General features: G+C 43.8%; 27 protein-coding genes. 2 read left to right on the plus strand and 25 right to left on the minus strand.

The window, feature by feature from the left end; genetic code table 11:
- Complete coding sequence (locus V6669_RS22970) at positions 1-882, minus strand: carbohydrate ABC transporter permease (protein WP_091027870.1); 882 nt, start codon at positions 880-882, stop codon at positions 1-3.
- Between the two features lie 16 nt (positions 883-898).
- Positions 899-1759, minus strand: coding sequence for an ABC transporter permease subunit (locus tag V6669_RS22975; RefSeq protein WP_223200008.1), 861 nt, complete (start codon positions 1757-1759; stop codon positions 899-901).
- A gap of 540 nt (positions 1760-2299) precedes the next feature.
- Here V6669_RS22975 and V6669_RS22980 point away from each other — a divergent pair.
- Positions 2300-3376: a LacI family DNA-binding transcriptional regulator gene (locus V6669_RS22980; protein WP_338588243.1), complete on the plus strand. Its 1077-nt coding sequence runs from the start codon at positions 2300-2302 to the stop codon at positions 3374-3376.
- Between the two features lie 118 nt (positions 3377-3494).
- Here V6669_RS22980 and V6669_RS22985 read toward each other — a convergent pair whose 3' ends face one another.
- The 12 genes from V6669_RS22985 to V6669_RS23040 form a co-directional block, all read right to left on the minus strand.
- Positions 3495-4313, minus strand: coding sequence for a purine-nucleoside phosphorylase (locus tag V6669_RS22985; RefSeq protein WP_036617166.1), 819 nt, complete (start codon positions 4311-4313; stop codon positions 3495-3497).
- Positions 4314-4478: 165 nt separating this feature from the next.
- The gene (locus tag V6669_RS22990; protein WP_338588244.1) at positions 4479-4649 is read right to left on the minus strand and encodes a hypothetical protein; all 171 of its coding nucleotides are present in this window, start codon (positions 4647-4649) and stop codon (positions 4479-4481) included.
- 198 nt (positions 4650-4847) lie between these two features.
- A complete protein-coding gene (locus V6669_RS22995) occupies positions 4848-5849 on the minus strand; it encodes an endo-1,4-beta-xylanase (RefSeq protein ID WP_338588245.1) in 1002 nt (333 codons plus the stop codon).
- A gap of 240 nt (positions 5850-6089) precedes the next feature.
- Positions 6090-6437, minus strand: coding sequence for a hypothetical protein (locus tag V6669_RS23000; RefSeq protein ID WP_081746078.1), 348 nt, complete (start codon positions 6435-6437; stop codon positions 6090-6092).
- Between the two features lie 135 nt (positions 6438-6572).
- Positions 6573-7445, minus strand: a complete 873-nt coding sequence (locus tag V6669_RS23005; RefSeq protein WP_338588246.1) for an aminoglycoside phosphotransferase family protein — start codon at positions 7443-7445, stop codon at positions 6573-6575.
- A 37-nt stretch (positions 7446-7482) separates the two neighbouring features.
- A complete protein-coding gene (locus tag V6669_RS23010) occupies positions 7483-7962 on the minus strand; it encodes a DinB family protein (RefSeq protein ID WP_091027858.1) in 480 nt (159 codons plus the stop codon).
- 27 nt (positions 7963-7989) lie between these two features.
- Complete coding sequence (locus V6669_RS23015; protein WP_338588247.1) at positions 7990-8526, minus strand: GNAT family N-acetyltransferase; 537 nt, start codon at positions 8524-8526, stop codon at positions 7990-7992.
- A gap of 310 nt (positions 8527-8836) precedes the next feature.
- Positions 8837-9319 (minus strand): hypothetical protein, encoded by a 483-nt coding sequence (locus V6669_RS23020; protein WP_338588248.1) that lies wholly within the window; start codon positions 9317-9319, stop codon positions 8837-8839.
- Positions 9319-9840, minus strand: a complete 522-nt coding sequence (locus tag V6669_RS23025; protein ID WP_338588249.1) for a cysteine hydrolase family protein — start codon at positions 9838-9840, stop codon at positions 9319-9321. The genes V6669_RS23020 and V6669_RS23025 overlap by 1 nt, the downstream gene beginning before the upstream one ends.
- A 30-nt stretch (positions 9841-9870) precedes the next feature.
- Entirely contained in the window at positions 9871-10293 is a 423-nt protein-coding gene (locus V6669_RS23030) for a hypothetical protein (RefSeq protein ID WP_338588250.1), read from the minus strand.
- 40 nt (positions 10294-10333) lie between these two features.
- A complete protein-coding gene (locus tag V6669_RS23035; RefSeq protein ID WP_338588251.1) occupies positions 10334-10879 on the minus strand; it encodes a GrpB family protein in 546 nt (181 codons plus the stop codon).
- A gap of 131 nt (positions 10880-11010) precedes the next feature.
- The gene (locus tag V6669_RS23040; protein ID WP_338588252.1) at positions 11011-12501 is read right to left on the minus strand and encodes a glycoside hydrolase family 43 protein; all 1491 of its coding nucleotides are present in this window, start codon (positions 12499-12501) and stop codon (positions 11011-11013) included.
- A 181-nt stretch (positions 12502-12682) separates the two neighbouring features.
- Between V6669_RS23040 and V6669_RS23045 the strand changes: the two genes are divergently transcribed.
- Complete coding sequence (locus tag V6669_RS23045; RefSeq protein ID WP_338588253.1) at positions 12683-13585, plus strand: ArsR family transcriptional regulator; 903 nt, start codon at positions 12683-12685, stop codon at positions 13583-13585.
- Positions 13586-13690: 105 nt separating this feature from the next.
- Here V6669_RS23045 and V6669_RS23050 read toward each other — a convergent pair whose 3' ends face one another.
- The 11 genes from V6669_RS23050 to V6669_RS23100 form a co-directional block, all read right to left on the minus strand.
- The gene (locus V6669_RS23050) at positions 13691-13840 is read right to left on the minus strand and encodes a hypothetical protein (protein WP_165980251.1); all 150 of its coding nucleotides are present in this window, start codon (positions 13838-13840) and stop codon (positions 13691-13693) included.
- A gap of 34 nt (positions 13841-13874) precedes the next feature.
- Positions 13875-14624 carry a metallophosphoesterase family protein gene (locus V6669_RS23055; protein WP_338588254.1) on the minus strand — a complete coding sequence of 250 codons (750 nt, stop codon included), beginning with the start codon at positions 14622-14624 and terminating at the stop codon, positions 13875-13877.
- On the minus strand, positions 14621-15565 hold the full coding sequence (locus V6669_RS23060) for a GNAT family N-acetyltransferase (protein WP_338588255.1): 945 nt from the start codon (positions 15563-15565) through the stop codon (positions 14621-14623). The genes V6669_RS23055 and V6669_RS23060 overlap by 4 nt, the downstream gene beginning before the upstream one ends.
- Before the next feature lie 38 nt (positions 15566-15603).
- Positions 15604-16068: a hypothetical protein gene (locus tag V6669_RS23065; RefSeq protein WP_338588256.1), complete on the minus strand. Its 465-nt coding sequence runs from the start codon at positions 16066-16068 to the stop codon at positions 15604-15606.
- Between the two features lie 29 nt (positions 16069-16097).
- Complete coding sequence (locus V6669_RS23070; protein WP_338588257.1) at positions 16098-16799, minus strand: DUF1361 domain-containing protein; 702 nt, start codon at positions 16797-16799, stop codon at positions 16098-16100.
- Positions 16800-16840: 41 nt separating this feature from the next.
- On the minus strand, positions 16841-17269 hold the full coding sequence (locus tag V6669_RS23075) for a GNAT family N-acetyltransferase (protein WP_338588258.1): 429 nt from the start codon (positions 17267-17269) through the stop codon (positions 16841-16843).
- A gap of 17 nt (positions 17270-17286) precedes the next feature.
- Positions 17287-17736 (minus strand): GNAT family N-acetyltransferase, encoded by a 450-nt coding sequence (locus tag V6669_RS23080; protein WP_338595021.1) that lies wholly within the window; start codon positions 17734-17736, stop codon positions 17287-17289.
- Between the two features lie 31 nt (positions 17737-17767).
- On the minus strand, positions 17768-18178 hold the full coding sequence (locus tag V6669_RS23085) for a GNAT family N-acetyltransferase (RefSeq protein WP_338588259.1): 411 nt from the start codon (positions 18176-18178) through the stop codon (positions 17768-17770).
- Positions 18179-18304: 126 nt separating this feature from the next.
- A complete protein-coding gene (locus V6669_RS23090; protein WP_338588260.1) occupies positions 18305-19531 on the minus strand; it encodes an amidohydrolase in 1227 nt (408 codons plus the stop codon).
- A 220-nt stretch (positions 19532-19751) separates the two neighbouring features.
- Positions 19752-20306 (minus strand): methylated-DNA--[protein]-cysteine S-methyltransferase, encoded by a 555-nt coding sequence (locus V6669_RS23095; RefSeq protein WP_338588261.1) that lies wholly within the window; start codon positions 20304-20306, stop codon positions 19752-19754.
- 42 nt (positions 20307-20348) lie between these two features.
- Positions 20349-21053 (minus strand): DNA alkylation repair protein, encoded by a 705-nt coding sequence (locus tag V6669_RS23100; RefSeq protein ID WP_338588262.1) that lies wholly within the window; start codon positions 21051-21053, stop codon positions 20349-20351.
- Positions 21054-21151: the final 98 nt, after the last annotated feature.

Raw genomic sequence — 21151 nt, forward strand, 5'->3', positions numbered from 1 at the left:
CTATTTGAGGGAACCGACCATGACACCTTTTTCGAAATACTTCTGGAAGAACGGGTACATGATGATGAGTGGCAGACTTGAAATGACAATCGCTGAGTATTTAATCATCTCGGAGAGCCGTTTCAGTTCTGCCATCGCAAGCTGATCACTGATCATGCCAGGTGCAGCCTGATTCTGAATCAGAATGGAACGCAGAACGAGCTGTAACGGATGCAGTTTCGGATTATCCAGATAGATCATTGCATCAAAATAGGAATTCCATTGCCCAACGAACGCATAGAGGGCAAGTACAAAAATGATCGGTTTCGACAACGGAATGACGATCTGGAAGAAAATCTTCATCTCAGAGGCGCCATCCACGTTTGCAGCTTCTTTCAGTTCTCGAGGGACTCCTTTGAAAAAGGTTCTGGAGAGAATGATGTTCCAGACGTTAACGGCTCCAGGGATGATGATTGCCCACACCGTATCGAGCATGCCGAGATTACGTATAAGTAGATACGTAGGGATTAATCCCCCGCCGAAGAACATGGTAATGATAAAGATAATCATGAAAAATCCACGTCCCGCGAGCCTATCATCCGACAATGCATAACCTGCAAATATGGATACGGTCACGGTGATCAGTGCAAAGGAAACCGAATACAATACCGCATTTGCAAACCCCCGAATCATGGCTGGATTGGACAAAATCATCTGATATCCGTCCAAACTCCAGTCCGATACATTAAAGGACAGTCCACGATTCAGTAGCACAGTGGGGTCCATGAATGAGGCGATAACAATATAAATCAGGGGAACAACCACAACCAGTACAGCACAGGTGAGAAAGATGGCATTGAGTGTGAGGATCAATCGATCCATTCCCGTGTGTTTAACAACCATGGATAATACTCCTTTCCTAATAGAGGCCTTCGCCTTCATTCAATTTCTTCACAATCAGATTCACCGTCACCAGCAAAATCACATTGATAACCGAGTTGAACAATCCAACTGCCGCTGAATAAGCGTAATCTCCAGACTGCAGCCCCACCTTGTAGACATACGTGGCAATAATCTCGGAGGAAGGCAGGTTCATGGACGTCTGCATCAGATAGGCCTTTTCAAATCCAATGGACATAATCCCGCCAGCTGCAAGGATAAAGACGATGGCCATAATCGGACGAATCGTTGGAAGGTCAATGTGGCGAATACGCTGAAGGAGATTGGCTCCATCCAGATTAGCCGCATTGTGAAGCTCCGGATCAACATTGGCCAAAGCCGCGACGTATATGATGGAAGCCCAGCCGGCTCCGGTCCAGATATCGGACAAAATGTAGATCCAGCGGAAATATTCCGGTTCAGACATGAACATAATCGGCTGACCTGTAATCCATGTGGCTAATTGATTAATCGGCCCTGTCGGTGAGAGGAAGATGAACAGCATACCCACAACGACAACAACCGAGATGAAATTGGGTGCGTACAGAAACAATTGAATATTTTTCTTGATGCCTGCTTTGCGTACCTGATTCAGCATGAGTGCCAGTAAAATGGGCACCGGGAAACTGAATATCAATCCCAAAAAGCTGAGTTTAAGCGTATTCATTAAAATGATATCGAAATTGGGTGAAGCTATAAATTTCTCGAAATGCTTCAGTCCTACCCAATCACTGCCCATGATACCTTTGATCGGACTGAAATCCTTAAACGCAATGATGGCTCCGTACATCGGAATGTACTTGAAGATAAGAGTCAAAATTAAAGCTGGTGCAAGCAACATATATAAAAAGTAATTTTTTTTGAGCTGCTGCAACCTATGACCGCTTGTCGTCCTCACTTTCAGTACCCTTCCTTCGCCCTTTTTGCTGTCGGCTATGTTATCCAACACAATACCCCCGTTCCATTCTAGAAGTTGACAATTGTTTTCAGTAAGGGCTTTCAATATTTACAATTGCCTATTTAATAATTTACAATTTATCAGGTTTAAACGGATTTAGTCAATACGTTTTGTAAAAAAATATTTGTGCATTTGATCATTTTATCTTTGCATTAATGTAACTAAAGAGGATTAAATTTGCATATATATAGCACTGAATCGTCAATAATAGCAAAGATATTTCTATAGCATTACTGTAATAGATCATCATTGTTACATAGTTAAAGAAACTTCTGGAACAATTATGAAAATAGAATTCGCCTATCTAAATGTAAATACAATTGTGCATTTGTAAAACAGAGATTGCTATTTGTCCCGTTCTATTATACATTTGACTTAGAGAAGAATATGGATGACTATTGATGATTAGAGGTGAAGCATTAGATGGCAAAGGAAAAAGTCACGATACAAGACATTGCTGATGCTTTGGGGATTTCCAGGAATACGGCTTCCAAAGCATTAAATGATAGCGGAAACATCCCGGATGAGACCCGAAATCGTGTAATTAAAAAAGCAATTGAACTCAAATATAAACAGTTTGCCTATATGGACAATGAACATGTTCTAACCAAGGCTCCAGGCAATATCGCCCTGTTAACTGAAAACCTGCCTAATACATCTCACTTTGGTTCGTTGTTAATCAGTGGTTTGGAGAAAAGAATCAGTGCGGAGGGATACAATCTCTCGATTCATATCGTGCGTGAAGACGATCAAGATACACTTACACTTCCTAACAATTTTGATATAGCCAAAGTAGACGGCATCATTTGCATCGAATTATTTGATCTGGAATATACACAGCTCATTACCGATCTGGGCATCCCCACCATCTTTATCGATTGCGCTTCCAACATATGTTATCCCGAATTCCAAGCAGATTTGCTACTCATGGAGAATGAACATAGCATCTACCAGTTAACCAAAAAATTAATTGAGAGCGGCTACACAAGTATCGGATTCGTCGGGGATTACAATCACTGCAAGAGCTTTAATGAACGATGGGTTGGATATCAGCGTGCTATGCTGGAGGCGGGGTTGCAGGTCGACCTCTCCCATTGCATCGTAGATAATGATCGCCTGTGTTTCTCCAAGCTAGGATGGTTGAACCAGCGAGTGGCAGAGCTGACCTCCCTACCTTCCGCTTACGTATGCGCTAATGACTTTATAGCAGTTGATCTGATCAGGGCGTTAAAAGACAGAAATGTCGCTGTGCCACAGGATATTGTGATATGCGGATTCGATAATGCACCCCAATCTCGAATTATTGAGCCAGCATTAACAACGGTTCATATTTACAGCAATGAGATGGGCATTAAGGCTGCGGAGATGCTGTTATCCCGGATTAATAGCCCCTCACAACCTTATCAGGTCTCGCACATTGTGACCAAACCCATTATCAGGGAGTCCACGCCAGCAATCATGGCCGATCATTCTCAGATGGTTCATAGTTCTGCAAAATAAAAAAAACGTATGTCTCACGAGTAACAGCTCGTGAAGCATACGTTTTTTTGTGTTTTCGATTTGGTTGGATGAAAACTCTATCCTATCCATCGTGGCCTAGATAGAAATCATCTCGCGATTAGATCTCTTTCAAGATGCCTTTTACCAAACCAATAAAGGTTGTTTTCACTTGCGCAGCCACTTCAATAACTTCATCATGACTTAACGGCTGATCCAGAATACCACAGGCCATGTTGGTCAGACAGGAAATGCCCAGTACCTTCATACCGCCATGAATGGCAACAATGGCTTCAGGTACCGTAGACATGCCCACTGCATCCGCACCCATCGTACGAATCATGCGGATCTCCGCTGGTGTCTCATATGCCGGGCCACTCCACCATGCATAGACACCTTGCTGCAGGCCAACATTTTGTTCTTCTGCAACCTTAAGGGCAATACTGCGCAGTTCGCGATTGTATACCTGTGATACGTCTGGGAAGCGCACACCCAATTCAGCATTATTTGGTCCCATCAATGGGTTATTGCCTACCAGGTTAATATGATCTGTAATGAGCATCAGTTGACCTGGCTCAAAGCTTGTATTGATTGCTCCGCAGGCATTGGTGATAAGCAATTGCTCGACACCCAGCGCCTTCATGATGCGAACCGGGAATGTCACTTCGTCCAATGTAAAACCTTCATAATAATGTAGACGGCCTTTCATCGCTACAACCGTTTTGCCCATCAGTTCACCAATAACCAATTCATTGGCATGACCGATAGCCTCCGATTGCGCGAAATACGGAATATCTGTATACGGGATAACGGTCGCATTTTCAATCTCGTCCGCGAGCGCTCCCAGTCCCGAACCCAGAATCATGCCTACGGCAGGTTTGGTATGGATTCGGTTTAATATGTAATCTCTTGCTTCCTGAATATGTGCGGATTGATGCATAATGATATCCTCCTGATGATCTGAATTGAGTTAACAAAAACTGAGGTAATGAAGTGCTACTCATCAAGTGTAATGAACAATGGTCTTGATGTAAATGGAAGCTGTTCTATATACAATAAAAAAACGACCCTGTACTCCAGAATCGTTTAAAAACATGGACATACCCTAATCCAATGTATATTTGTTTCTACTTTTCATGTAATCGATTGTCATGATCAGCAACAGCATGAATGTAGCAAACATCAGCGGTTTGGCAAAAGTACCTTCTTCAAAGATATAATAACTAAATATAAAATTTCCTGCAAAAGTAATTAAATAGTTTCGGATGTAATCCATCTTCTCATCTCATTTCAGGAAAGAATTTGGTTCACCATTTCTTCAACCCCATCACAAAATCCCATTTAATACCATATTTTTATCATCCAAACCAATCAACGCCTCTATCATGCAAGAGATTGTCGTACTGTACAATCTATATTGAGTACAGCAAAAAATCGGCCACATCGTGACCGATTCTCTCCACTTCCCTGATGTTCAGGACATAGGGTTAATGATACGCCAGAATGATTCCTTAGGCTGCAACTGCTGATCAAATACAAAGGGCCAATTTTTGCGCCCACGTACTGGAAAATGGTCCAGCCAGGTATAATTGTCCGCTACTCCCCAGAATGTCACAGAGGTAATGGATGATTTATACTCACGGAACAAATTAAAGATTTCCTCATATCGACGCTCCTGTAGCTCAGCCATCTCCGAAGTTGGCGCGGTGAGGTCCGTTCGACGATCCTCATGACGAAACACGGACATATCCAGCTCGGTAACATGCAACTGTACATCCAGTGAAGCGTATCGTTCAATAGCCATTCGGATTTCTTCAATGGAAGGGCCATGGATATTCCAGTGTCCCTGCATGCCAATTCCATGTACAGGTGCTCCCTTGTCCAGCAAAGACCGAACCAGATTGTAGATCTTCTCCCGTTTGACCGGATCCGTCTCATTGTAGTCATTATAGAAAAGAAGGGCATTTGGATCAGCTTCATGAGCCATGCTGAATGCTTGATGCAAGTAGTCTTCTCCCACTAGCTCTAACCATTTCGTGTCCCGCATGAACAGGTCAGTCTTGTCTTCAACAGCTTCATTAACAACATCCCACGCGTATAACTGCCCCTTATACCGACCTACTACCGTATCGATATGTTGCTTCAAACGGGATAATAACAGTTCTCTGGAAGCAGGAGCACCTGATGTATCCTCGAAAACCCATTTCGATGTTTGATTATGCCAGACCAAAGTATGTCCGCGAACCGCAATTCCTTGGGCAACGGCAAACTCAACAATTTGATCCGCCGCCTCAAATGTATAACGATCCTCTTCCGGGTGAATTTCTTCGAATTTCATCTGATTTTCAGCCGTGATGCTATTGAAGTGTTTGGCGATAAATTCCCCTTCGGACTGCAACATTCTGGTATGTACAGCAGCACCTATTTTAAACGTATTAGCGTACGCAGCATGTAGTGATGGAATTTCTATTGGCATTTACAATTCCTCCCTGCCCATTTTTATTCATCATATCGTTTGTTGAATACGCTTACAATGAACAAATTATACTTCTTCCCCCTCATATTTAACTAATTATGATCCTGGGCCCTGTGCGCAAAACAAAAACACCTCCACGTTTGTTCCACTGCTCATCGCAACAGAACGATTTCTTGGAAGGTGTTATGTGATCGCGATGTTCAGTTAAATTCAACTCATGTACAAAGAGGATATGACACGTTACAGCTTGTCCACCTGTAACAACGTCACCTGTTTCACGGTGCATGCCGGGTTAATTTGCTCCTCGGACAGAATGTTCAGCTTGATGAGGCTTTTCAGCTTATGGCTGTCTACCTTGGACAACAATCGCCAGATGTCCGGGTCTGGAAGAGAAGCATACAGCTTCTGATCATCGTATTCCTTCCGGTTCTGCAGCACTGTTTTCACGGTGTAACCACCAACCTGCGTCTCATAGACCCCTTGTTCTGCACAATACGCGACAATCTCATCTCGTAGTACAGACAACTGCTGCTCAATATCTTTTTGCTGCTGCTTCAGTTCAAAGTACGTTTGCACTTTCTGCTCCATATCGATCACGCTCCTCTACTATCATAGGTATGCGAGGATCGCTAGTTTAGGACTGGCTGTTTATTTTAATTGAAAAATGCGGTCTTTTTATTACTTAATCGTATACTGTCGTCATTGTGTATCCCCGTATTACGATTACAGCAGATGTTCATTCAAATATGGATTATGGACAGCCATGCTGTGAACCCTTTCCATTACATCTGGCCCCATGGGTACATCCCCAACGCGTCTTAACAGAATCCAGCGCAGACAAGCTATCGCTTCAAAAACCTGCTCCTCTTCCAGCGTGTATGTATTACTTGCAGAATGTGCAAATTGAGAGCGATACATCTCACCGTAACTCTCACCATTATAGATCGTGATGAGAAACACCGACCATGCAATATCATACCTTGGATCACCGTATTGGCCGTTAGTCCAATCGATAATGGTGTAATCACCTTCCATTTCAAGAATGTTTCCCAGATTATAATCACCATGAATCAAACAGTCCTGTCTGATCTGGACCTGCTGGATCAAGTTTTCCAGAAGATCATATATATCGTCATGTAACTCAATTTGAGGAAAAAAGTATTGAACAAAATCGTACCTGAATATGTATTCTTCATCTGCTCCAGTACCCACTTCATTCACCGGATAACGATGGACTTCCATTAATCGTCCAGCCAAATGTGTCAGTTTGGTTTGTGTTAATTGGGTAACCGGCTTTCCATCATAGCTCGTTAACAGCACTTGATTTCCTTGCTCGTTTAACCCCCAACCGTAGGGTTTGGAAACACGAATCCCACTTTGATAAAGCTTGGACATTAATCGATATTGTTTGGCGATATCCGGTTTGGAATCCTTGTCCCAGACTTTCGATGCGTAACGCTGATCACCCATTTCGATTCTCATCACACTCGCTTCCAGTCCAGGTGGCAAAGGAATGATCTGATACTCCTGTTCCATCACCTCCTGGATACGCGCATCCAGTTCTATCCAATTAATCTGGCTAAGTTGAATCGTCATCGTTCTCCTCCTCCCATGTTATGACCGCCTCTCCCTGTTAGTCAGGTATAATCAGGCCTTTGCCAATCACATTAGCGGATACTGGCTGTTTGCCCAATTCTCTGGCCCATACCGACATCTGTCCCATATGGTGAATTTCATGGGCGATCACATGTCGCATAACTTCTCCCCATGAATCTGTAGCGACCTTGCCAGCTGAGCGATGATCAATGTAAGCTCTTTTTTCCATACGCAAATCCCATGCTGTAACAAATGCCTCTACATCAGGACGTAATTTGCGATCCAATCGTCTTACCGCCTCAAGATTCTGGTAGTTTGCAAAATCTTCCGCATCATCCGGTTTGCCCTGAAGCAATTGAAGCCAGCTCCACTCTACATCAATGATATGAAACAATGTTTGTAATATGTTGCCTACTCCGCCTGTACGAGGCCGAAGCAACTCTTCAAGCGGCACATCTTCACACCACACATACCATTGCTCACGCACCATCCAGTTATAACGAAAGAATGTTTCCATTAGTATATTCCCCTTTATCGATGTTTTTCAGAGAGATTTGATCAATTCTGTATTGGCAAAGGTATCCTCCGAATATTCAAGATCACCATAAATTCCATTAATCTGATTAAATCCGGATTTGATCCAGAAGCGTAATGCAGGCCAATTTTTGAGTGCCACGTTAATTCGAATTTCCTTGTAACCAAGCTCGGAACAGTGCAGAGTTAGTGCCTGAATTAATTCTTTTCCATATCCCTGCTTCTGGATCTCGCTCTGGATATATAGAAATTCGAGATAGATCGAATCCTCGGAGGGATACCCATGGTACACACTTAACAAACCAATATAGCGGTCATCCTCATTCGTGCGAATGGATTGAATTCGATAATTCTCCAGCCTGCCTCCCGGAGGAAGGTGGCCTTCTTCAAAACATTCTTTCACATAGTTCCGATCATGCTCTTGTCCATCCCATTGATGCAAGTACCGACTGGTCTCATATATGGACTCAAGTTCAGGAATATCGGATTCTTTCACATTCGAGACAATAAGCCGGTCTGACTTCCATTCTACTGGAAGTTGTTTCATCGTAATCACTCCACCTTTATGTCCTAGTTAATTTCTTTTTAATATACAAGATTACATGAATACCTGCATAAATAAACAGAACATTGAACAAGTATAGAAGTACATTTAAATAGATGCCAGATATAAACCAGATTGTTCCCTCTGAATTAGCATAATGATAATCCGTAAAGAATCGGATCGGGAAACCATACTCTGTTCGGAGCGGTCCATCTTCAGTATGTAAAGTTCCAGGTATACATAGGATGGCTAATACAGCAAGCCAGGCTGATAGATTCATTATTCTTTTGTTAATCGTCAATACCTCTCCTCCTCATTCATCCTTAACGGGATCTTCACCAAAATATGTCCCTTCCAACTTTTGATCCAAAAAGTCTCTTAAGTCCTTTTGATCAAGTATATATTTCGAATCTCTATTAAATCTGCTTTTTGTGGATACAATAATCTGTTTCCGATTGTATTGAATTTTAATTTCAGCGTTATGCTTTAATCTCAAAGCAATTCCTGCACTAATGCTTCCTGTGACATCATCTACTGGTATTTTGGCTGATTCCGGGGCTGCATTCAGCCAGCCGACTATACGGCTAATGTCTTCTTTACTTAACGTAACATTGTCAATGCTAACGTGTGCTCCACCGTCGCCTGTCCTGGTGTACACGACTATGCTCATCTCTGTGCTTATCACTTGATTTCTTGAAATCGGCTTATTTGGATCAGGGTTACTCGTGATTAGAAAATACAGAAACATGATTGCCGCACCTATTAAAAACCAGAATCGCCTACGTTTTCCTAGCATTACAGCGCATTCTCCGTATCCACCACGTTGGCAAACAGTCTCAGTACCGTATTGTGATGTTCAATAATCTGCTCCGCTTGAAGTGTCTTTGAATTCCATGTGCTGTGCGCATCTTGAACCAGATTGACAGTGTAACCCAAACTGTACGCTCTGCGGCAAGTCGTATCTACACATACCTCGGTCTGCATACCGGCGAGAATCAACTCCGTCACGCCATTTTCTTGCAATTTCAGATGCAGATCGGTTTCGTGAAATGAATCCGGTGTCTCTTTTTCGATAACGAGGTCACCAGCTATAGGTGCAATGGACGGATGAATGGCCCATCCCGGAGTTCCTCGTTCCAGTGGACTGCCTACCCCTTCACTGTGCTGGATATATATGATGGAATGGCCTGCTTCACGGGCCCTGGCAATTAACACCTGAATCTTCTGAAGCAATCGTTCCCCCTGGTAGACGGGATCTGCTTCATCAAACATCGCTACCTGTACATCAATGATTAGAAGTGCACAATGCGTTGTCATCTTGCTTTCCTCCTGACGAATCAATATAATTCAACTCTTTCTTCTTCGTACCTTTAAAAAAACTTCCAATCCCATATCAATCAGTACAAATAGAATAGCAGCAAGAACGCCAAATAAGGTCAGAACTAACGTCTCTTTGAAATCCAAGATTGCTTCTCCTGCGCCCATGACCAGATAATAAATATACATACCTAAAACTCCAGCACAGGCATAACTCAATATCCTCGTACTTAGATACAACACATGATTGACGAATTGTATTTGGCTGAGCAGGTAGTCCAGCAATATCGATAAAGGTAGCCCAATCAAAAGGATCAGGGGCGTCGCGTATACCAGATAAATAACAATGTAAAAATCAAAACTGTAGGATTCATTCATCGATATGAGACTTGCAGCCAAAGTAAAACAAATGATGGTTAGAACGGTTGTTATCAGCTTTCTTCCCATGTTCATCTCATCACTCCAATACAGTTATCTCTATCATTGGATGTGCTCATGCGTCAGATTTTGCCGGTTGCCATCCGATTTCTTGAGACCAACGATGTGCTTTCTGTAATATGCTCCACACCATCGGTCCTTTTCCTTCAACATATTTGGGACGCTCATCTTTATACAATGACATGAGTCTGTGCTTTTCTTCCGCATAGTTCAAACAATCTTCTGGATGCTCCCTTAAATAGTCTCTGAACAGTAAGGTCATCTGCTCGGAGAAACTGCCTGCCTGTCTAACGTGTATATGTATCCTTCTGTTTCCGGGTTCTTCACGAAAGTAACGTTTAGTCTTATCTGGATTTTCTGGTCTGAATACAAATCCGACTGTTTCGATCTCATGTTTGTAGTCCAACAAATTTTCATACTGGGAAACAGATATTTGTATATCTATGATGGGTTTGGCATCTATACCAACAATTGAAGTGGACCCAACATGGTCAATCCGCACAGCCTTTTCTCCTAACGCTTCTCTTAATTTCGAACCCGTTTCGAGAAACAAATCACGCCATGCCGGATCATACTTTGCAATTCTCCATTGATCCTCCATACAACTCCTCCTTGGTTATTCACTCAAGCTATATAATTAAATAACACGTTCTCTTAACCTTTTGTTACATGTGGATTATTTGACACAAATTAAAAAAAAGAGAAGGCCTCTTAGGACCTTCCCTTAACTTCTTAATGATAATCACACTTGAAATTTGTAAACTCAGCTGAAGCATCTTGCCCGCTCGTGTATAACCCAATAAGTACGCCTGTAAAACCTCCTGCCACCTCCGAGGATAGGTATCTCGTCTGTGCCGTGCCCAGCAGAATCTCTTCACCATCTACTTGAAACAGGAAGCTGTAGCGTTCCTGGCTTGAACGGATTACCAGCGTTGCATGCTGTTTATTTCCCAGATTCACTTCATGTTCTATCGATTTGACATCACCGATATTCAGCCGCTCGATCACCTTATAGCCGTCCTGCTCCCCAAGAATAGCCACTTCATAATGATGATTCTCATCCATGTAGATCGTGATCCCAGCTTCTCCACTCGTCACACTGACATCGACTGAAATTGTGGCATTAAAGTCTTTTTGACGTAACCCAATGAACGTTGGGGATGCTGGAACGTCCAGCGTTACATCAGTTCCTGTGAGCGTAAGTTTATCTGATTCAAGCTGATAGTGCTCTGTATTTGGATGACGAAGGTAACACCAGTCGAGGTTCCAGTCTGTATTTTCAAACGTATAATGCTTCTTATCCTGCTGGATCACCGTGTCCGGGATACGATTAGTCTCAAAACTCGTCAGCGTTGTACCTTCATGCCCAGCTGTAAACCATCCGTCTTCATCAAACGTGATCGGAGTCAGAAATACTTCTCGGCCCAGATGATGGTACGTAGCCCATCTGCCGATCTGTCGGAATCCCAGGTGAAAGAGCCACCAGTTTCCCCGATCATCCTGAACCAGATCACCATGCCCCACACCCTGGAGCTCATAACCGCCCAGATTGCGATTGGTTAGAACCGGATTGTGCGCATAGGCTTCGAACGGACCTGAAGAAGAAGTGCCCCGAGCATACGTAACCATATGACCATATTCAGTGCCGCCTTCAGCTGCAAGCAGGTAATAATAACCGTTCATTTTATAGAGATGTGGACTTTCCAGATATCGTCCACCTGTCCCATTCCATATTGACCGACTTGGGGTCAGTTTGCGGCCCGTTTCAATCTCAAGCTCACACTGGACAATTCCGCCAACGCCTTCATCATCCACCCCGTTACTCATAAACAAGGTTCTTTCATCTTCAAAATACAAATCGGGATCAATTCCGCCTTGATCCACATAAATAGGCTCAGACCATTCTCCGTAAATATCGTCCGTCCAGACATAGAAATTCTGATGAGTTGTATCGTTGGTTGTGACCATATAAAAACGTCCGTCATTATGCCTGATCGTTGGTGCAAATACACCCCCAGAGCTGTTCACCGTCTCGAGCTGAATCTGGCTTTTACGAGTCAGGCAGTGACCAATCTGCTTCCAATTCAGCAGATCCTTGCTTTCAAAGAGCGGTACGCCCGGAAAATATTGAAAAGAACTGCACACCATATAGTATGTATCGTGCACCTTAATCACACTAGGGTCCGGATAGAAACCTTTTACAACAGGGTTATTATATTTCATTACTCCACTCCACCTCTTATTATAAAAATTCACAAATATAAGAATTCAACTTCGTAACAACTAAAAAAATTAAACACCATTGGGTGTAAACTTGCAATGAATCTGGATTGCATCTTGGAGTTAATTTTATTAAATTAATATATATGTGATTTTAGATGATTGATGTTAGGGAGTTGTACAGATGATCAAAGCAAATGGGGAGCCCCAGTTCCTTCCTTTATATGAGGCGCTTGCAAGCGAAGTCAGATGGAGAATCATGGATATGATTGCAGATCGCGAAATGAATGTGAAGGATATTGCGGCAGTATTAGAGATTAGCCCCTCCATTGTCACGATGCATATTCGCAAACTGGAGGATGCGGGTCTAATTGGGAGTAGAAGAGTTCGGATTAACGGAGGAACACACAAATTATGTTACCTCAAGCAAAATCAGATTGAGATCGAGCTGCCATCCGCAAGCCAAACTTCACGAACCAGAGAACAGACGATATCCGTCGGACACTATACTGCTTTTGATATCCATCCTACCTGTGGGCTAGGCACACTCGAGAAAGAAATCGGTGTATGGGATGATCCGCGTTACTTCCTTGATCCTGAGCGGGTACACGCCGCTATCCTGTGGTTTGGGAAGGGCTATGTTGAATATAAAACACCGAACTTTCTACTACCTGACCAGACAACCGATGCTATTGAAATTTCGATGGAACTGGCGTCTGAAGCTCCAGGATTGCGAGATCACTGGCCTTCCGATATTCGTTTCACCTTCAATGGTGTTTCTCTTGGAACGTGGACAAGCCCTGCCGACTTTGGCAGAGCAGCACGCGGCAAATATACGCCAGAATGGTGGCATCGCAATGTGAATCAGTATGGATTATTGAAGACCATACGCATTGATGCCTCCGGTACGTATATGGATGGTGAGCGGATGTCAGACGTTACTCTCGCGGATATTAAGCTTAGCGAACCGTTCTGGACGCTTCGCTTCACAGTTGACGAGGAAAGTCCCAACGTAGGTGGATTAACAATCTATGGTGCTGGTTTTGGTAACCATGATCAGGATATTGTTATTCGTGTATTGGGTTAAAGTGGCTAGCTGCACAAGAATCCTCCCTTACCTGACCTACAGAAGAGGGAGGCATTGGAAAATGCTGATCCTCAGCTAATTTTGAAGCACAAGCCTAATCAATCTTTACCTTCGCTCTTTCAACAGTTCCTTAATCTCCCTTAACTCTGATAATATTTCTTTGGTGTGCTGGCTATTTTTTGAGTTATCTATTCCAACTTTCACAACATAAATACCGAGGAACAGATACACCACCAACATAATGATCATTCCCATGTACATCTCTCCTTTCCAAAGTAGCAGCACATTGCTACGAACGTTTACTGCCGTCTATATGCTCTCTCTCCAACTGATTGCCATGGAATGCCTTCAAAAGAAAAGCCCGATCCGGAACGTTCAACCGTTCATAGGATTGCAGATACTCCTTGTTGTCATATGGAACGCCAATGAATTTCACGTCCACTTTGCCCTCTTGGAGATCCACGATGCCATATCTGGCAATGGCAAGATCGTTACAGCCTAAAGCTCCCGGATTCAGATATACTCTTTGATCTGTCTTATAATAATGAAGAATATGATGATGACCAAAACAAACCAAATCATGGGCCGTCCCCTGATACTTCGCGTCCAATTTGGTCCCGGATGGTTCTTTATCGATGACATCCAACTTGTCGTTGCTCATATGATAGTGAGTCAAAAGAAACCGATGTCCTTCTACCTCTTTTTCAACGAATTTCGGTAGAGCTTGTATTCTCTTGATCGATTCTGCACTTAGATGTTGACCAATCCATTCGTGGTGCTCAGCTATGCCTTTATGCCCTTCTAATGGCCCCTTATTCTGGAGCAAACTCAATACGGCTTCTTCGTGATTCCCCGAAATCGCTATCATATTTTTACGGCTGTACAACATCTCGATCACTTCATTGGAGTAAGATCCGATGCCGATCATATCCCCCAAACAAAATGTATGCTCAACATCTCCTCTGGAATCCATATCAGCCAGTACCGCTTGAAGCGCAGGAATGTTCCCATGAATATCGGTTAAGATGGCAACCTTCATTGTGACTCCTCCTCAGGAATATACATCGTCTGAATCTCCTGTACACCCGGAATAAATCCCAGATTCAAATATACGGACTCGGCATCATTCCCTTGCATCACATACAATCGCAGCACAGGATACTGACCCTTAAGCGCATTCAAAGCTCTCTGTAACATCAGTGTAGCAAGCCCTCTTCCTCTATATGCCGGCCGAACCCCTATGCTATATACAGCAGCCTGATTATCCTGCAGACAAAGACGACAGTTGGCAATAAGCTGTCCCGTTTCCTTATCGTACACAAGCGTGGAGGCTTGAGTCAGAATTTCATTCGTATAATTAGGATCTTCGTCAGGTATAAAGTCTGCAAGGGAGGTTTTATTTCTTCGTGTAGCTTCGAGACTTCCCGCAAAACTCTCTAGGTCACATTGAGCAATTTCATCTTCATTTACATATTTTCTGGTGCCGGTTTCACTTTCAATAATCTCTGGACTCTTCACGGTTACCCTGCTGTCCCATTCGACTTCAAAATGATCTGTAGGCCGCTGCATCCAGCGACATCTGAACTCCACTGGCCAGAATCCAGCTCTTGCGTATAGATCAACTTGGTCTGGAAGAATCTCAAAGGTCAGAATGCGTTTGGTGCGATCGGACCACTGCATTAATTTATCCTTCAGAAGTTTCAATACCTCAAAGCACTGCTGGAATGGCGGGATAAAAAACAAATGATACATCCGGTTAGGCTCCATTCTCACGCCACCTATTTTGCTTTCCCCCTTGTAAATCCAGTACGCACTGATCTTGGAAGAACTGAACTCTTCTTCCCTGAAAAATCCGACATAACGCATATCATAATAAACCGTGCAATATAATCCCCATTCGGCAAAATCAGCTTTGCGAATCGAATATTCATCCGACAGATCATATTGAAGAATATCTGTAGACCATTCCGTTAAACTCATACGTCATTCCTCCTCAGTTTTAATTACATGTACAGCAATTAATGAACCTTTCTATACGCCACCCCGTGAACATGAATTAACACATGCTCTGTCTCCATACGTTCGAAGAAATCCAACATGTCCTTAAACGGATTCTCGAAATACGAAGTCAGGTATGCAAGCTCTGGCGTTGTTTTTATAAAATTGTAAAAAAAGTAGGGGTCCATGTTACCCACATCTTCTGGACTACCAAGGAAAACCTCTAATGTCTGCCCTGTTTCTCTATTCTTGAACATACAATGCTCGCCGTGAACATCAAAATACCAGTTTCCCGTTAATTCTTCTTCTCCATGGATTACATCCGCATTGGACAGCAAATGGTACGCCCCTTCGAGAATTGCCGTCCGATCAGGCTGATCGGTTTCCAATATCAATTGGTCGATTAATTGCCCCGCGATTCTCTGGTACATATCCATTACAGCCAACAATTCTTCCGTAATTTCCTGTGTTATTGATTTCATCATTTCAGATCCTTTGCCCTTTCAAATGAAGATTAACTGCTAGACCTTGCGGTTAGCAAAGATAAAATAACGTATCCAAAAAGTTGAACCGTAAATACAATGGCGACAAACTCAACCATTATGCTGTTCGCCGCATTAAAATCATTCACAAGATCCACGAAGATCTTCCCGGGCCTGGATAATACATCCCACGAATTCCACCGATTAAATCTGCCAATGTAGACCCCTATACTGCTCAATAGCAAAATAACACCGACAACCATCATGCTAATGTACTTATTTATTAATTTGTTTAACATGCCGTGGATTTGAATGATCGAACAAGTCGAGAGTAGCAATCCGATGATCGCTACGGCAAACGTCAGGGTGAGTCCATACCAAAAATCAATATTAACCCAAAATCTAACCTCCCCTTGAGCATCAAAGTATCTGAATGAGTGCAGAATCTCCGTAAAAAGATAGGCCGCATTGGGCAGAAAAAAGAGCCATACTCCACACATCAGCCCCATACATATCATGCTCGTTGTGGTTAATTTCTTATTGAATATGTATCTAATGCAGGATGAGATGATGAATGGTACCCATGCCAGGAACATATCCCAACTTAAAAATCGATACATATTCGTATCTGTTTGGGCACGTAAATACATCACAACACCTAGACAACAAAGAGTAGCCACGAGCAAAGTAACGATGAGTCGGAGGTCTTGAACCGGATGTTTTTTTTCTTTCATTTCTTTGCTTCTACTTCCTTTTCCTTGATGAATGTTATAAGTTATAAATACTTTTTAAATGCCTTGCTGGATTCTCCGTTGTACCCCAATTTCGTATAAAAGTGGTGTGCTTCCTGTCTGGATGATCCACTGGTAAGAAACACCTTCACACAATTTTTCTGCGCACATACATGCTCTATATGTTTCATCAAGTCAGATCCATATCCCTTGCTCTGCACATGTTCCGTAATGATAACCCGCTCAACTACACCGAATGGTCTATTTTCCACCAAAGCATCCAGACATATATGTAAATGAGCCGTTCCGATCACCTGATCACCCAGTTCATACACAAACAAGAAACTGTTTGGGTTATTCCGAACTTCTTCAATGCGCTCTGCCAGTACTTTTGTGTTTAAGTTGTTCGGCAATAATTCTGTATACAGCCTTTCGATAACCGCTGCATCCCTAGCTTCTGCCTCTCTTATCATCAAGCTTCCCCTCCCTGTTACCTCACTTGATAACTTAAAATGATATCACCGTTGTCTTCCAACTCACCCGTTTCTTGAAACCCGCAACGCTTATACAGCGCATTTGCCGCAAGGTTATGCGGAACATGGGATACCCTGATTTGCTGGCAATCACTTCTATCTTGCAACATACGAACTACTTCTTGAATAGCAAGTTTACCGTACCCCTTACCCTGGTGCTTCTCATCAATCATGAAGCGAAGAATCCAGTAATACCCGTCATTGTAGATCTCGTTATCAAATAAAATAAAACCGACCATCTGATCCTCTGCAAAAATGCCATATGGTTTGGACGTAATCTCCTTCGTCGCATGGATCAATGAATCCGCATTGCTTGCGACCAAATCCAGCTGATCTTCCCGCGGTTTAAGGTTAATGCAATCGAGTTCATTTTCTTTGGTTACAGGTTGTAACGTCACTTGCTCCATATTCACAATCCTCACTCCTTGAAGCTTATTACTAGATTTTCTTGATCAATATAATCTCCAAAGGTTGTTTATCCAGCAACAGAGCCCCTGCGTCAACATACCCCAGCTTTCGATAAAAGTGTTGGGCATGTTCATCTGATTGCGTTGAAGTCATCACGGTATCAAAGCCTTGTTGCTTCATTAGACTTTCCCAGTGATGCACCACTTTTTTGCCAATTCCACCGTTTCGATAGGGTTCATCAATCCAGATCATATTCATGAAGGGAAGGTTGTCCCAAAAGTAACCGTACCTCATCCATCCAACTCTTGATCCCTCGTCCTCGTCCCATAAGATGAATATTTCTTTCTCACTAATCTTCGTTTTCACAAGTGGCTGATGGATATGCCGATCTCTATTAATGATATAGTCGTAGTCAGCTTCCGTTGCATATTCAATCTTCATTCGTAGTGCTCCCTTCATTAACTACGTCCATCATAACCCAAAATGTGGTAGTTGCGAACAGTTCTTTCCTCTTTTTTTCCATGCCAAAAAACCACGGTTTCCCGTGGCTGCACCCGCTCTATTTTCTCAATCCGCTGTTGATCCACTCACCAATTGCCCCTTGTACCACACGGCCTGCCGCGCAGATCGCCGCGCAACGGCTTCCGCCGAACAACTTGCATGGACCAACACAAAACTCGCTGTGTCTCCCACCTTCGGCCAGACTTGTTCCCCTTGTGAATCCAGCGGTGTGATCCCCCCTGTTACGAATGCCAAAGATTGAGACAAGGACAATTCGTCACTATATCCGTACAGTTCTGCAAAGCGTCCCGCTTTCTCAAGCAGATCCCCATTGCCAAAAGGAGACCAATGATCTGTCAGGCTGTCTGTGGCCAACTTCACGTTCACGCCCATACGGTGGAGCATGGGAAGAGGCATCATCGTTCTGCCAATGGGCACCGTGGAAGCAATGCTCATCCCGAGCGAGCCCATTCGCTGCGCCATATCTTCCGCTTCCTGCTGCTCTGCACGGGCAAACCAGAACGCATGACTCACCGTAACTTTACCCTGAAGCCCTGCTGCTTCGGTCAGATTTGCGAGTTCAAGCAGCGTTTGTTTGCCTGCTTGCCCTCCATCATGCAGATGTATATCAATGCCCGCCTGGTACTGAACAGCCAGTTCAACCATGGCGTTCAGTGAATTCTCGATCTGTTCGTCCACCGTATGAGGATCAAGTCCGCCCACATGTGTTGCACCTTCCTTCATCGCTTGGCCCATAAGCTCCACTGAATGGGAGCGAAGCAGTCCATGCTGCGGGAAAGCCACGATCTCCGACGAGATTTTGCCCGAAAATGATTCCAAAGCCTGCCGCGTTGTTTCCAGTCTTTTCAAGCCACTGACGGGTTCAATATTGCAATGACTACGTACATGAGTGGAGCCGTACCCCTGGATCAAGGTCAGAATACGCTCCGCTTGACGCTTGGCATCTGGCAGCAACTTGGGCAACAGAACCTTCTCTTCTTCTATACGTTCGAAAATACTGGAGATACGCTTAACGGCTGTCCATGGCCCATCGTAGTAGGTTTTATCCAGATGAATATGTGCCTCCTCGAACGAAGGCAGCAGCAACAGTCCCTTGGCATCTACTTGTGGCAGATCGTTAGACAGCGCGTCGTTTCCTTCCACAATCGCCGCAATCACTCCATCTTCAATTCGCAGATGAGCAAGGGTTGTCCGTGTCCCTGTCACCTGTTCCCCCTCCCGAGCATAACCCCGCTCCAAAGTCACGTTTGTTAACCAATAAGCCTGCTTCATTATGTCATCCCTCTTTTCTCACCCGGCATTACGTTTTCCGGATTCCGATTGATCTATGATCCATGGTACCATACGGTTTCACAGGGCAAAAATACGTAAAACGTTGGTGTTCCATATGCGGAACGTTTGTATTACGCTACCTTAATACATACAAAAAAACAGACACAATGAAGTGCCTGCCCTGTCCATATCACCTTAATCTTCTATATTCCCTCTTCCATTAAAAATGAAACCGCGCATGCCCTCCATCGGTCACGCCTTCAATCTGTTCGATATCCAGCAATCTGCGCTTCATCTCCAAACCTCCACGGAACCCGGTCAGCTTGCGATTAGCCCCGATAATGCGGTGGCAGGGTAGCAGAACCGGAATTGGATTGGCCCCATTTGCAGCCCCAACCGCTCGCACAGCCGATGGTCTTCCAATCGCAGTAGCTATATCACCATAGGTCCGAATTTCACCGTAAGGCACACGCCCTAGCTCTCGCCATACCTCCTGCTGGAAGTTCGTTCCGATCAAGTCCAGTGGGATTGCATCTGTATAAGCCATCGGTTCCCCTGCAAAATAGGACTGCAACCAGTCCATCATGCCTGTTTGTTTCAGCGCATGCTCGTTCTCTTCCAGTTCCACGCCAGGTGCAACTTTCTGTAACCAGCCGTCCCAGTCCTCCAGTGTTTCGTTGGGCATGACCACTCGGCACAATCCTTGTTCCGTAGCGAGCAGTACCCATGGACGACCGTCCAACTGCATCGTAGTGTACATCAACTTTTTTCTCATTCGTTTATCGCCCTCTCCCCGGTGGAATGCTTCATGTTAGGACTAGGAGGTAACCTGCTTCTTCACCTTACGTTTCATACTGCGGATTATCTGCTTGCTCTCTGGATCAACGCGATAAGATTCCGTGATTTTCTGAAGTGCCTTATTATACGTAAAATCGTCCAGGGTATTATGGTTCAGATAACGCAGAGTCACCTCAGGTTGTTTCACATAGGCCATTGAGATGGCCCAAGCAACTGCCATTTTCACATAATATGCCTCGTGACAAATCTGATCCAATGCAGATAGAACCTGATCGATATATCTCTCATTCAGATAAAAATTCAACAGCATTACCACACCAAACCGGATTTCATATTCCTGATCAGATCTCAGATAGGGCTGCAAGAACGCCCACATGGGCTCCGAATGAATCTTCGTATATTTCAGTCCCGCACAGAAGCTGTCACACACCGACCAGTTGTCAATCTTCGGTACAAATGTTTCAATAGCCTTTAACAGTTCGTCCAGATCAGCCTGTACATGCCCAATGACCATCGCTTGCAACATCACTTCTTCAAAATATTCATCCTCTGCCGTTTCCAGATACGTGCGCCAGTCCCCGGCGGCAAGCTGCTTGGCAATTTTTCGTAAGGCTGGCAACCTTACACCAAGTACATTCGTGATGTTGGGAATAAGTGAAGCCGAGAATTTCTGATACTCCGGCTCAACCATGCTGAGTAATTGTGTTCTGATATCTGCTTCCACTAGCGCATGTCCTCCTCGTCTGTTGCTGTACAACAAGTATATCCTTGCAGCGGCTGTTTGTAAGCCCATATCGAATGTTTGAGCAAGATTACAATATC

This window comes from Paenibacillus sp. Y5S-9, assembly GCF_036894235.1.
GTDB lineage: Bacteria > Bacillota > Bacilli > Paenibacillales > Paenibacillaceae > Paenibacillus.

Coding starts and splice junctions, on each gene's coding strand:
- V6669_RS22970 (WP_091027870.1), bottom strand. CDS start 882: ATGGTTGTTAAACACACGGGAATGGATCGATTGATCCTCACACTCAAT.
- V6669_RS22975 (WP_223200008.1), bottom strand. CDS start 1,759: ATGTTGCTTGCACCAGCTTTAATTTTGACTCTTATCTTCAAGTACATT.
- V6669_RS22980 (WP_338588243.1), top strand. CDS start 2,300: ATGGCAAAGGAAAAAGTCACGATACAAGACATTGCTGATGCTTTGGGG.
- V6669_RS22985 (WP_036617166.1), bottom strand. CDS start 4,313: ATGCATCAATCCGCACATATTCAGGAAGCAAGAGATTACATATTAAAC.
- V6669_RS22990 (WP_338588244.1), bottom strand. CDS start 4,649: ATGGATTACATCCGAAACTATTTAATTACTTTTGCAGGAAATTTTATA.
- V6669_RS22995 (WP_338588245.1), bottom strand. CDS start 5,849: ATGCCAATAGAAATTCCATCACTACATGCTGCGTACGCTAATACGTTT.
- V6669_RS23000 (WP_081746078.1), bottom strand. CDS start 6,437: ATGGAGCAGAAAGTGCAAACGTACTTTGAACTGAAGCAGCAGCAAAAA.
- V6669_RS23005 (WP_338588246.1), bottom strand. CDS start 7,445: ATGACGATTCAACTTAGCCAGATTAATTGGATAGAACTGGATGCGCGT.
- V6669_RS23010 (WP_091027858.1), bottom strand. CDS start 7,962: ATGGAAACATTCTTTCGTTATAACTGGATGGTGCGTGAGCAATGGTAT.
- V6669_RS23015 (WP_338588247.1), bottom strand. CDS start 8,526: ATGAAACAACTTCCAGTAGAATGGAAGTCAGACCGGCTTATTGTCTCG.
- V6669_RS23020 (WP_338588248.1), bottom strand. CDS start 9,319: ATGCTAGGAAAACGTAGGCGATTCTGGTTTTTAATAGGTGCGGCAATC.
- V6669_RS23025 (WP_338588249.1), bottom strand. CDS start 9,840: ATGACAACGCATTGTGCACTTCTAATCATTGATGTACAGGTAGCGATG.
- V6669_RS23030 (WP_338588250.1), bottom strand. CDS start 10,293: ATGAACATGGGAAGAAAGCTGATAACAACCGTTCTAACCATCATTTGT.
- V6669_RS23035 (WP_338588251.1), bottom strand. CDS start 10,879: ATGGAGGATCAATGGAGAATTGCAAAGTATGATCCGGCATGGCGTGAT.
- V6669_RS23040 (WP_338588252.1), bottom strand. CDS start 12,501: ATGAAATATAATAACCCTGTTGTAAAAGGTTTCTATCCGGACCCTAGT.
- V6669_RS23045 (WP_338588253.1), top strand. CDS start 12,683: ATGATCAAAGCAAATGGGGAGCCCCAGTTCCTTCCTTTATATGAGGCG.
- V6669_RS23050 (WP_165980251.1), bottom strand. CDS start 13,840: ATGGGAATGATCATTATGTTGGTGGTGTATCTGTTCCTCGGTATTTAT.
- V6669_RS23055 (WP_338588254.1), bottom strand. CDS start 14,624: ATGAAGGTTGCCATCTTAACCGATATTCATGGGAACATTCCTGCGCTT.
- V6669_RS23060 (WP_338588255.1), bottom strand. CDS start 15,565: ATGAGTTTAACGGAATGGTCTACAGATATTCTTCAATATGATCTGTCG.
- V6669_RS23065 (WP_338588256.1), bottom strand. CDS start 16,068: ATGATGAAATCAATAACACAGGAAATTACGGAAGAATTGTTGGCTGTA.
- V6669_RS23070 (WP_338588257.1), bottom strand. CDS start 16,799: ATGAAAGAAAAAAAACATCCGGTTCAAGACCTCCGACTCATCGTTACT.
- V6669_RS23075 (WP_338588258.1), bottom strand. CDS start 17,269: ATGATAAGAGAGGCAGAAGCTAGGGATGCAGCGGTTATCGAAAGGCTG.
- V6669_RS23080 (WP_338595021.1), bottom strand. CDS start 17,736: ATGGAGCAAGTGACGTTACAACCTGTAACCAAAGAAAATGAACTCGAT.
- V6669_RS23085 (WP_338588259.1), bottom strand. CDS start 18,178: ATGAAGATTGAATATGCAACGGAAGCTGACTACGACTATATCATTAAT.
- V6669_RS23090 (WP_338588260.1), bottom strand. CDS start 19,531: ATGAAGCAGGCTTATTGGTTAACAAACGTGACTTTGGAGCGGGGTTAT.
- V6669_RS23095 (WP_338588261.1), bottom strand. CDS start 20,306: ATGAGAAAAAAGTTGATGTACACTACGATGCAGTTGGACGGTCGTCCA.